The organism is Planomonospora algeriensis (assembly GCF_977012225.1).
Genome location: NZ_CDRNDK010000208.1, coordinates 1 through 10665, shown reverse-complemented (window position 1 = coordinate 10665; position 10665 = coordinate 1). Strand labels below are relative to the sequence as shown.

Genomic DNA, 10665 nt, shown 5'->3' with positions numbered 1-10665 from the left:
GGGCGTTCCGGGCCGGGCCGGCGGACCGACCTGGCCGGGGAACGCGCCAGGGCCGGCGGTGAGCGCTTCCGCGCGGTCCAGTCCTCGCTGACCGCGCTGCGCAGCCACCTCACCCGGTTGCACGGGGCGGCGACCACCCGGCTGGTGCAGGGCTGGCAGACGCTCTACGCCGCCCTCGGCGCGATGGCGACGATCCTGGTGCTGGCCGGGATCGGCTTCGCCCTCATCGTCCGGCACGCCGTGCTGCGGCCGGTGGCCGAGCTCACCGGCCAGGTCCGCGCGGTGGCCCGCGGCGACTTCGAGCACGAGCTCAAGGTCGAGCGCCCCGCCGAGCTGGCCGAGCTCTCCGGTCACGTGGACGCGATGCGCCGCAGGATCGTCACCGAATGGCGGCGGACCAGCGAGGCGCAGGAGAAACTCAAGGAGCAGGCCGACGAGCTGCGGCGCTCGAACGCCGAACTGGAGCAGTTCGCCTACGTGGCCAGCCACGACCTGCAGGAGCCGCTGCGCAAGATCGCCAGCTTCACCCAGCTACTGGAGCAGCGCTACGGCGGGCAGCTGGACGACCGGGCCAGGCAGTACATCACCTTCGCGGTGGACGGCGCCAAGCGCATGCAGTCGCTGATCAGCGACCTGCTCGACTTCTCCAGGGTGGGCAGGGCCGGCGGCGGGCTCACCCCCCTCGACGGCGCCGTGCCCCTGGAGGCCGCGCTGGAGAACCTCGCCTCGCAGATCGAGGAGGCCGGGGCGACGGTGACCCGCGACGAGCTGCCCCGGGTGCTGGGCAACCGGGCCCAGCTCACCCAGCTCTTCCAGAACCTCGTCGGCAACGCGGTCAAGTTCCGCTCCGGAGAGGCGCCCCGGGTGCACATCGGGGTCCGCCGCACCGGGGACATGTGGGAGTTCTCCTGCTCCGACAACGGGATCGGCATCGAGGGCAAGCACTCCGAACGGATCTTCCTGATCTTCCAGCGCCTCCACGGCCGGGACGTCTACTCCGGCACCGGCATCGGGCTCGCCCTCTGCAGGAAGATCGTGGAATACCACGGCGGGCGGATCTGGGTGGACAATGATGAGCCGGACGACGGCCGCCCGGACGGGGAGGGCGCGTCCGCCGGTCGCGGGACCACATTCCGCTGGACCCTTCTCCCTGGAGACGCCAATGAATGAGATGCGCTGGATCGACGTGCTGCTGGTCGAGGACGACCCGGGCGACATCCTGCTGACCAAGGAGGCGTTCGAGCTCAACAAGGTCAGGAACAAGCTGCATGTCGTCAACGACGGCGAGCAGGCCATGGCCTTCCTCCGCCGGGAGGACGGCTACGCCGACGCGCCGCGGCCCGACCTGATCCTGCTCGACCTCAACCTGCCCCGCAAGGACGGCCGCGAGGTGCTCCAGGACATCAAGGGCGACGAGGAACTGCGCCGCATCCCGGTGGTCGTGCTGACCACCTCCGAGGCGGAAGAGGACATCCTGCGCAGTTACAACCTGCACGCCAACGCCTACGTCTCCAAGCCCGTGGACTTCGAGCAGTTCATCAGCGTGGTCCGGCGGATCGACGACTTCTTCGTCACCGTGGTGAAGCTGCCCACCGCCAACTGACGGCCCTCTCCGCCGCCGGACCGGAGTGACAGGAATCACACACGGTCTGTGAAAATGTGAGTGACGCTTCTCACACAATCTCCGGGTCCCGTCGTAACGTATCCCCCACCAATATGCGCGCGCCCTGGTGAGCGCCGCGGCGGCTCGGCGCGCGGCACAACTGAAACGACCCGGACCCCCTGCGAGCAAGGGTCCGCGGGAGGTGGAGAGGTCACCGATGACCCAGACAGCGGCCGACAGCCCGGCCAGAAGGCAGCGCGCGCAGATCAAGGAGCGCACCCTACGCACCGACCAGTGGTGGCGCTATCCGCTGGTCACCTTCATCATCTTCACGGCGTTCCTCGTCTACGCCACGTGGGCGATCTTCGATATGGACTACTTCGTCTCGCCGTACCACGCGCCGTTCGCGTCGCCGTGCCTGGCGACGAGCTGTCCCGAGGAGGCGCGCCTGTTCGGCCTGGCCCCGTTCGGCGACTGGTACACCTGGCCGCCGGGCATCCTCATCCTCGGCCTGCCCGCAGGGTTCCGCTTCACCTGCTACTACTACCGCAAGGCCTACTACCGGGGCTTCTGGCTCTCCCCGCCGGCGTGCGCCGTGAACGAGCCGCACCGCAAGTACACCGGTGAGTCGCGCTTCCCGCTCATCCTGCAGAACGTGCACCGCTACTTCTTCTACGCGGCGATCGTGATCGGCCTGATCCTCGCCTACGACGCGGTGCTGGCACTCGTCCACAAGCCGGACGGCCTCGGCACGTGGATCCTGATCGCCAACGCGGTCCTGATCAACCTGTATACGCTCTCGTGCCACTCCTGCCGTCACATCACGGCCGGGCGCCTGACCCACTTCTCCCGGCACCCGGTCCGCTACAAGGCCTGGACCGTCGTCTCCAAGCTCAACGCCAAGCACCAGGAGCTGGCCCTGGTCTCCATGTTCTCGGTCATGGGCGCCGACCTCTACGTACGGCTGGTCGCCAAGGGCATCATCTCCTTCCCGTTCGCATAAGGATCACCTGTGGAAATCGAGCGTCACGAATACGACGTCGTCGTCATCGGCGCCGGCGGGGCAGGGCTGCGGGCGGCCATCGAGGCCCGGCAGCAGGGCAAGCGCACCGCGATCGTCTGCAAGTCGCTGTTCGGCAAGGCGCACACCGTCATGGCGGAGGGCGGCGCGGCCGCGGCCATGGGCAATGTCAACAGCGACGACAACTGGATGGTGCACTTCCGCGACACCATGCGCGGCGGCAAGTTCCTCAACAACTGGCGGATGGCCGAGCTGCACGCCAAGGAGGCCCCCGACCGGGTCTGGGAGCTGGAGGCCTGGGGCGCGCTGTTCGACCGCACCAAGGACGGGAAGATCAGCCAGCGCAACTTCGGCGGGCACGAGTACCCCCGGCTGGCCCACGTGGGCGACCGCACCGGCCTGGAGATGATCCGTACGCTCCAGCAGCGGGTGGTCGCGCTCCAGCAGGAGGACGAGCGGCTGCACGGCGACGCCGAGGCGTACATCAAGGTCTTCGCCGAGTGCACGATCACCCGGCTGCTGAAGGACCACGGCCCCGCGCACGGTCCCGGCGGCGCGATCGCCGGCGCCTTCGGCTACTGGCGGGAGCACGGCAGGCTCGTCCTGTTCGACGCCCCCGCGGTCGTGCTGGCCACCGGCGGCATCGGCAAGTCCTACGTGGTCACCTCCAACTCCTGGGAGTACACCGGCGACGGCCACGCGCTGGCGCTGCTGGCCGGGGCCAAGCTGATCAACATGGAGTTCATCCAGTTCCACCCGACCGGGATGGTCTGGCCGCCGTCGGTCCGCGGCATCCTCGTCACCGAGTCCGTCCGGGGCGACGGCGGCGTGCTGCGCAACTCCGAGGGCAAGCGCTTCATGTTCGACTACATCCCCGAGGTCTTCAAGGACAAGTACGCCACGACCGAGGAGGAGGGCGACCGCTGGTACACCGACCAGGCCAACAACCGGCGTCCTCCGGAGCTGCTCCCCCGCGACGAGGTGGCCCGGGCCATCAACGCGGAGGTGAAGGCCGGGCGCGGCTCACCCCAGGGCGGCGTCTACCTCGACGTCTCCACCCGGCTCCCGGCCGCCGAGATCGTCCGGCGGCTGCCGTCCATGCACCACCAGTTCAAGGAGCTGGCGGACGTCGACATCACCGCCGAGCCGATGCAGGTCGGCCCGACCTGCCACTACATCATGGGCGGCGTCGAGGTCGACGCGGACACCGGCGCGGCCGCCGTCCCCGGCCTGTTCGCGGCGGGCGAGGTCTCCGGCGGCATGCACGGGTCCAACCGGCTCGGCGGCAACTCGCTCTCCGACCTGCTGGTCTTCGGCCGCCGGGCGGGCGCCGGAGCGGCCGCCTACGTCGACCGGCTGGCGGCCCGGCCGTCGGTCCCGGAGGAGTCGGTGACCGCGGCCAGGGCCGAGGCGCTGGCCCCGCTGGAGCGCTCGGGTGAGAACCCGTACGAGGTCCACCAGGAGCTGCAACGGACCATGAACGAGCTGGTCGGCATCATCCGCAACGCCGACGAGGTCACCGAGGCGCTGGAGGCCGTCAAGAAGCTCAAGGAGCGGGCGCAGAACGTCGGCGCGGCCGGCAACCGGATCTACAACCCCGGCTGGCACCTCGCCCTGGACCTGCGCAACATGCTGCTGGTGTCGGAGTGCGTGGCCAGGGCGGCCCTGCTGCGCGAGGAGAGCCGCGGCGGTCACACCCGCGACGACTTCCCCGGCATGTCCGCCGAGTGGCGCCGTAGGCTGCTGGTCTGCGGCGCGTCCCCCGACGGCTCGGCGGTGACCGTCGAGGAGAAGGTCCAGCCCGCGATGCGGGACGACCTGATCACCCTCTTCGACCGGGCCGAGCTGGAGAAGTACATCACCCCAGAGGAACTGGCCGACTTCGACGCGCTGGTGAGGGAGTAGAGCCGTGAGCTACAAGGCGAAGTTCCGCGTCTGGCGGGGCGAGGGCGGCGAGGGAAAGCTGGAGGACTTCACCGTCGAGGTGAACGAGGGCGAGGTCGTCCTCGACATCATCCACCGGCTCCAGGCCACCCAGGCCCCCGACCTGGCCGTCCGGTGGAACTGCAAGGCCGGCAAGTGCGGGTCCTGCTCGATGGAGATCAACGGTAAGCCCCGGCTCGGCTGCATGACCCGGATGTCCACCTTCACCGAGGACGAGACGATCACGGTGACGCCCATGCGGACGTTCCCCGTGATCAAGGACCTGGTCACGGACGTCTCATTCAACTACACCAAGGCCCGGGAGATCCCGTCCTTCACCCCGCCGGCCGACGTGAAGCCGGGCGAGTACCGCATGCAGCAGATCGACGTCGAGCGGAGCCAGGAGTTCCGCAAGTGCATCGAGTGCTTCATGTGCAACAACGTCTGCCATGTGATCCGTGACCACGAGGAGAACAAGCCCGGTTTCGCCGGTCCGCGCTTCCTGATGCGGATCGCCGAACTGGACATGCACCCCTACGACGTGGTCGACCGCAAGGACTCCGCGCAGGAGGAGCACGGCCTCGGCTACTGCAACATCACCAAGTGCTGCACCGAGGTCTGCCCCGAGCACATCAAGATCACGGACAACGCGCTGATCCCGATGAAGGAGCGCGTCGTGGACCGCAAGTACGATCCGCTGGTCTGGCTGGGCAACAAGATCTTCAAGCGTTCCGGCCCGAAGAGCTAGCCCTCTCCGCGGTCCTTCTTCCCCGGCGGCCGGTCACGTTCCCTCGTGGCCGGCCGCTTCCGTGTCGCCCGGCCGCCCTCCACGCCCGTACCGCTGCGGGCCGTGCCTCTTCAGGCCGTGCTTCTTCGGGCCGCGCCGCTGCGGGCCGCGTTACTTCGGGTCGCGGCGGAAGAGACCGCGCTTCTTCTTCGTCTCCTGTCCCGGCAGGGGGTAGACGGCCGTGGCCGCGGGGCCGACGGGGGCGGACGGGTCGCCGGGAGGAGGCGGGTCCTGCGGGAACCGGTCGCCGCCCGGCAGCGCCGGATCCTGGGGGAAGCGGTCTTGGGGCATCTGCGGGGACCGGCCCGGAGACAGCGGATCGGGAAGGGCCGGATCACGCGGGAACGGGTCACCGTACGGCGGGAGCGGCCCCTGCTGGACCGGCCCCTGCTGGACCGGGCCCTGCGGCAGCGGGCCCTGCACGGTCGGCGCGGCCGGGTCCGCGGAGAGGGGGCCGCCGAGAACGGGGCCGTCCGGGAACGAGCCGGGCTCCTGCGGGAGCGGTCCGCCGTGGAACTCCCCGTAGGGCGCGGGCCCGGTCGGCGGCGCCTGCTCCTGGAACGTCGGCCCCGGCGTCTCCGGTCCGTGGGGGTCCTGCTCGAACGGACCCTGCGGGTGCTGCTCGGGATGCCCGTAGGGATGCTGCTCGGACTGCCCGTAGGGATGCTGCTCGAAGGCCCCGTACGGGTACGGCTCGAAGCCCGGCGGGGGCATGTGCGCGGCCGCCGGGTCGTAGGGCTGGCCGGCCGGGTACGCCTCGGGGTAGACCTGCGGATACATCTGCATCGGGACGAGGCTGATGATCGGGGCGTAGGCCATGCCTCCCTGGTGGCCCCCGTACGGCAGTCCCGGAGCCGACGCGTAACCGGGACCCGCGGGGTAGCCGCGGGGATCGGCCACCCGGGGACCGGCCCGGCGGACGGCGGCGGCATGCGCCAGGCGGCGCAGCCTCCCCTCGAAGATCAGAACGCCGAACAGCACGAGCAGCACCAGGATCAGCGCCGGGATGCCGAGTTGCTGGCTCAGCGCGGCGGGGCTGGTGCCGGAGGTCGCGTTGCGGATCTCGTACGGCACCGCGGCCGTGTCCGGCTCGGCGAACGTGCTGGCGCTCGGTTCGGGCGACGCGGTCGGCAGCGTCTCCACCGGGCTCGGCTCGGCGGAGGGGAACTGCGGCTCCGTCTCCTCGATCTCGGGGGTCGAGGTCACCGGCGGCTCGACGGGGGTCGAGGGCGGCGGCTGGACCGTCTGCTGGACGGTCTGCGTCGGGGTCGGGGGCGGCGGCGGAGCGGCGGTGGTCGCCGCGGCCGTCTTGGACGGCTTCTTCGGCGGCACGGTCACCGTGGCGGTGACCGTCACCTGCCCCGGCGTGCTGGTGGCGGGCGTGGGCACGGTCCCGTCGGGGTCGGCGGTCACCGTGACCGTCACGACCGGCGCGGGCTCCTCGGCCTGGTCGGAGCACTCCGCGGCGGGATCGACGTCGCACCCCGGGAGCTGCGAGGGCTCGGCGAGGACCACTCCGGTGGCCGCGATGGCCTGACCGGCTCCGGCGAACGAGACGGCGGCGGTCACGATCACACCGCTCAGTCCCAGCGACATGAGCACGGCCGAGACGGCTGCCGTGCGGTGAGATCTCGTCACCGGCTGCCTCCGTGCGATTCCCGGGCGACTCAGTCAAGAAAATACCAGCCGGGTAAAATTATCAGCAAAGCTGCTCTTCTCGCATCGCTCGCATGGCACGTTTCTGCTGCGCTTTCGCCTGCAGCCAGAGCAGGCAGAGCAGCCCGCCTATCGCGACCCCCGTGGCGGGCAGTCCCCGCAGCTCCACCAGCGGTTCCGCCTCACCGGCGACCTCGATCTCCCGGCTCCGGCCGCTCACCTCCAGGGGAAGCGGCGCTCCACCCTGCGGCTGGACCGCGGTCGGAGAGGGCACGGCCGTCGGCATCCGGATCTCGGGGGTGGGCCAGGCCACGGGAGGCTGCATCGTCGGGACCGGCCACGCCCACGACGGGGCCGCCGGCCAGACCCATGCCGGAGCCGGGGCCGGTGCGGGCACGGGCATAGGCGCGGTGGTCGCGAGGCCCGCGTCCGCGGCCACCCCCGCGGGCTCCTCATCGGCCGGGGCTCCTCCGCCGCCGCCTCCGCGCCGGTCTCCGCCCCCGGTCGCTTCAGCGCCGTTCCCCCCCTGTCCGGGCGGCGCGGACGCCCCGCGCCGGGCACCCCCTCCACCCCGTGGAAGTCGTAGAAGACCTCGTACGGCTCCGCCTCGGACACCCCCTCCGTCTCTCCCTGGACGGGGAGCAGGTCCTCGGGCCCGCATTCGCACGGCTGCTCGCCGTTCTCCTCCAGCGGCGTGGGCAGCGGAACGGGCGGGACCACCGCGCCGGTGGGGACCGGGAAGGTGAGATGGCCGGGTGCCGGGACGGGCATCACGCCCTCTCCGGTGTCCTCCTGGAGGACTCCCGGACTCCTGGACGGCGTCGTCCGGTCCGGGAGCGGCGTGGGCCGGGGCGGGTGGGACGGCTTGCCGGGCAGCCTGGTCGGCGTCCTGAACGGGACGGGCGGAACCGGTTCGATCGGCGGGACCGGCGGGACCGGCACCAGGGACGGGACCGGCACGGCGGCTCCGAGCAGGTCGAGCGGTGGACCGGCCGGCTCCGGCTCGAACGCGTACCCCGCCGGCCAGCCGGCCGGCAGGAGCACCCCCGTCCCGAGAGCCGACACCATCGCCGCGTACTTCCACCATCTTCTGCACAGTACGGTCACCGCGCGTCTCCGATCCCCCGATGTGAACGCATGACGACAACACGCTCTGTAGCAGTTATGTCACGATCAGCTACCGTTCAATCCCGCCGAGCAGTTCTCGCACCGCTCGCACGATCGGCAGGTCCGCAGGCAGCCAGGTGACGTCGTCCAGCTCGTCGAGGGCGAGCCAGCGCAGTTCCCGGTGCTCCCTCGCCTCCGGCTCCCCCTCCGCCACCGAGGCCAGCCAGACCCGCAGCACGCGATCCCCGTTCAGCGGCCAGTCACCGCCCACCGCCTCCCCGACCTCGATCAGGACGCCGAGCTCCTCGCGGCACTCCCGGATCAGCGCCGTGCGGTCGTCCTCCCCGGGGTCGACCTTCCCCCCGGGGAACTCCCAGCCCCCCGCCAGTTCCGGCGGCTCGGCGCGCTGCGCGGCGAGCAGCCGGCCCGCCCCGTCGACGATGGCCGCTCCCACGACGACTTTTCTCATGAGCCCTGATTCTGCATCAACGGCGACGCCGCGCGTCGCGGGTCAGCCCTGGGCCTTCAGCCGGAGCTGTTCCTGGACCGCGGGGTTCTGCAGGGGCCGGGTGAAGCCGACGATGCCGGCCCTCCCGCGGTAGGAGGTGACCTTGATCGGGCCGCACAGGCGGCACCGGGCCTCGATCATCTTGCCGGGCGAGACCACCATGCCGACGTGCCCGGGCCGGTCCGGGCCGGTACCGGGGCCGGAGTTGAAGAAGACCAGGTCGCCCGCCCGCTCCTCGCCCTCGGAGATCTTCACTCCGAACGGCCACTGGCCGAACGTGGTGCGCGGGATGGACAGGCCCGCGCTCCGGTAGGCCATGTAGACGATGCCCGAGCAGTCGAACGCGTCCGGCCCGGTGCCGCCCCACAGGTACGGCTTGCCGCGCTGGGCCAGCGCGTACTCGAGGATCTGCGCGACCACGTCGTCGGGGGCCGCCTCGACCAGCGGCTCGTCGCAGGCCGGTTCCGCCTCGGGCGGGACGCTGACCGCGCCGTCCTCGGCGTACTTCCCGGCGATCTCCATGACCTGGTCGACGTACCACCAGGCCCGGTTGTAGACGAACAGCGAGCGCCGCACGTTCTCCGGCGCGCCGTTGCGCTTGAGCATCTTGGCCGCGCCGAGGATGGCGTCGGCCGGGTTGTAGACGTCGGCCCAGCCGTCGCCGTCGCCGTCGGAGGCGTAGCCGTTGAACTCCGACGGGATCTTGATCTTCGCCTTCCCGCCCCAGGTGCTGATCAGGAACTGCATCGGCCCGGCGGCCCCGGCGCTGTTGGTGCCGCTGCGCACGCCCGGGAGCGTGGAGCGGCCGTGGTCGGTCTCGCGCTTGCCGACCCCGGCGAGCACGTTCCACTGCACGCCGACCTTCTCGCCGTGCTCGCGGTAGAGCTCCAGGTACTCCGGCGGGATGTCGGACACCGCCGTCTCCGACTCGCCGTCCGCCCGGCCCGCGGTCTCCTCGCAGTCGGGCAGCTCGCCGCCGGTGAACGACGGGAAGGTGCTCACCATCATCATCGGGGCCATGATCAGCCCGACCAGGCAGAGCCCCACCACGGCGAGGACCGCCCCGATCCGGACCTTTCTGCCGTCGTCGTTCATCCGCCGGTCCCGGAGGGCCGTTCGTCCCCCTCCTGGCCCTCGTCGGCGGGCTGCAGGTCGTGGACCCGCCAGTCGGCGCCGACGGGGACGAGCGTGACGGCGTACTCGTCGACGCGCTCCGTCGCGCCGCTCTTCGCGGTGATCCGCTCGGTGCAGGCGACCACGAACACCACCGAGGAGTCCTGGACCTGCCGGATCTGGCGCACCTTCGCCGAAGCGGCGGAGACCACCTCGTCGGCGCGGTTCGCCTCGACGAACCCCGGCGACGTGCGGGCCCGCACCAGGACCTCGGCGAACTCCGTCGTGGCGTAACCCCTCAGCCGGTCCCCGTAGGCGGCCGGGTCCTCGTCATGGGCGTAGGTGCCGTACTCGGCCGTGAACCGCTCGGCGTAGTCGGCGGCCGCGGCCAGCTCCTGCTTGGTCATCGGCAGGTAGGAGTAGACGTCGAACGGCGCGTCGCTGGCCGTCGCCGCCGGGCGCGACGGCTCCGCGGCCGCCTGCCGTCCCGGCTCCGTCCCGGTACGGCCGACGCCCACCGGGCCGACCTGCGCCTGCTCGCCGCCCGTCCCGCTCTCCCACATGGTCAGGTAGATCCCGACCGCGGCCAGGAGCCCGACGAGGACGGCGAAGACGACCCCTCTGCGGCCACCGATCTCGGCCATCGTCCGTCAGTCCTTGTCCGATCCGGAGGGGCGCAGCCAGAACGGCGTGGGGGCCTCGTCGGCCCGCCGCCCCCGGTCCGACCGGCTCGGCAGCCAGAGCGGGGGCGCCTCGGACGACCTGTCCGGACCGCCGCTCCTCGACGGGCCGCCCGAGGAGCCCCGGGACCCGCCGTTCCGCGAGCCCGCGGAGGAACCGCGCGAACCCGAGCCGGACGAACCCCGGGACCCGCCGAAGATGCTCCCGCCGGAACGGCCGCCGCCCCCGGAGGAGGACCTGCCGCCCGACGGCGCCGTCCCCCCGCT

The 10665-nt window shown here is 71.4% G+C and carries 10 protein-coding genes and 1 pseudogene; 6 read left to right on the top strand and 5 right to left on the bottom strand.

Going from position 1 to position 10665, the window contains the following annotated elements:
- The 5 genes from ACWJ6R_RS20720 to ACWJ6R_RS20700 all read left to right on the top strand — a co-directional run.
- A partial coding sequence (locus tag ACWJ6R_RS20720) for a sensor histidine kinase (protein WP_449063820.1) occupies positions 1 to 1170 on the top strand: 1170 nt, incomplete at its 5' end.
- Positions 1163 to 1603: a response regulator gene (locus ACWJ6R_RS20715; protein ID WP_449063819.1), complete on the top strand. Its 441-nt coding sequence runs from the start codon at positions 1163 to 1165 to the stop codon at positions 1601 to 1603. The genes ACWJ6R_RS20720 and ACWJ6R_RS20715, both read left to right, overlap by 8 nt.
- Before the next feature lie 217 nt (positions 1604 to 1820).
- On the top strand, positions 1821 to 2606 hold the full coding sequence (locus tag ACWJ6R_RS20710; RefSeq protein WP_449063818.1) for a hypothetical protein: 786 nt from the start codon (positions 1821 to 1823) through the stop codon (positions 2604 to 2606).
- A gap of 9 nt (positions 2607 to 2615) precedes the next feature.
- Complete coding sequence (locus ACWJ6R_RS20705; RefSeq protein ID WP_449063817.1) at positions 2616 to 4529, top strand: fumarate reductase/succinate dehydrogenase flavoprotein subunit; 1914 nt, start codon at positions 2616 to 2618, stop codon at positions 4527 to 4529.
- 4 nt (positions 4530 to 4533) lie between these two features.
- Positions 4534 to 5295: a succinate dehydrogenase/fumarate reductase iron-sulfur subunit gene (locus ACWJ6R_RS20700; protein WP_449063816.1), complete on the top strand. Its 762-nt coding sequence runs from the start codon at positions 4534 to 4536 to the stop codon at positions 5293 to 5295.
- 150 nt (positions 5296 to 5445) lie between these two features.
- On the opposite strand, the gene ACWJ6R_RS20695 is transcribed toward ACWJ6R_RS20700, so the two are convergent.
- The 5 genes from ACWJ6R_RS20695 to ACWJ6R_RS20675 all read right to left on the bottom strand — a co-directional run bounded on the left by ACWJ6R_RS20695 (position 5446) and on the right by ACWJ6R_RS20675 (position 10362).
- Positions 5446 to 6972: a hypothetical protein gene (locus tag ACWJ6R_RS20695; protein ID WP_449063815.1), complete on the bottom strand. Its 1527-nt coding sequence runs from the start codon at positions 6970 to 6972 to the stop codon at positions 5446 to 5448.
- Positions 6973 to 7033: 61 nt separating this feature from the next.
- On the bottom strand, positions 7034 to 7303 hold the full coding sequence (locus ACWJ6R_RS20690) for a hypothetical protein (RefSeq protein WP_449063814.1): 270 nt from the start codon (positions 7301 to 7303) through the stop codon (positions 7034 to 7036).
- Between the two features lie 864 nt (positions 7304 to 8167).
- Positions 8168 to 8566, bottom strand: coding sequence for a (deoxy)nucleoside triphosphate pyrophosphohydrolase (locus ACWJ6R_RS20685; RefSeq protein ID WP_449063813.1), 399 nt, complete (start codon positions 8564 to 8566; stop codon positions 8168 to 8170).
- 42 nt (positions 8567 to 8608) lie between these two features.
- Positions 8609 to 9700, bottom strand: coding sequence for a C40 family peptidase (locus tag ACWJ6R_RS20680; protein ID WP_449063812.1), 1092 nt, complete (start codon positions 9698 to 9700; stop codon positions 8609 to 8611).
- Complete coding sequence (locus ACWJ6R_RS20675; protein WP_449063811.1) at positions 9697 to 10362, bottom strand: hypothetical protein; 666 nt, start codon at positions 10360 to 10362, stop codon at positions 9697 to 9699. The genes ACWJ6R_RS20680 and ACWJ6R_RS20675 overlap by 4 nt, the downstream gene beginning before the upstream one ends.
- A 13-nt stretch (positions 10363 to 10375) precedes the next feature.
- Here ACWJ6R_RS20675 and ACWJ6R_RS20670 point away from each other — a divergent pair.
- Positions 10376 to 10665 (top strand): annotated as a pseudogene (locus tag ACWJ6R_RS20670) (hypothetical protein); the annotation flags it as partial.

Excerpts from the sequence above, each read along its gene's own strand:
- ACWJ6R_RS20715 (WP_449063819.1), top strand. The coding sequence starts at position 1,163 with ATGAATGAGATGCGCTGGATCGACGTGCTGCTGGTCGAGGACGACCCG.
- ACWJ6R_RS20710 (WP_449063818.1), top strand. The coding sequence starts at position 1,821 with ATGACCCAGACAGCGGCCGACAGCCCGGCCAGAAGGCAGCGCGCGCAG.
- ACWJ6R_RS20685 (WP_449063813.1), bottom strand. The coding sequence starts at position 8,566 with ATGAGAAAAGTCGTCGTGGGAGCGGCCATCGTCGACGGGGCGGGCCGG.
- ACWJ6R_RS20680 (WP_449063812.1), bottom strand. The coding sequence starts at position 9,700 with ATGAACGACGACGGCAGAAAGGTCCGGATCGGGGCGGTCCTCGCCGTG.
- ACWJ6R_RS20675 (WP_449063811.1), bottom strand. The coding sequence starts at position 10,362 with ATGGCCGAGATCGGTGGCCGCAGAGGGGTCGTCTTCGCCGTCCTCGTC.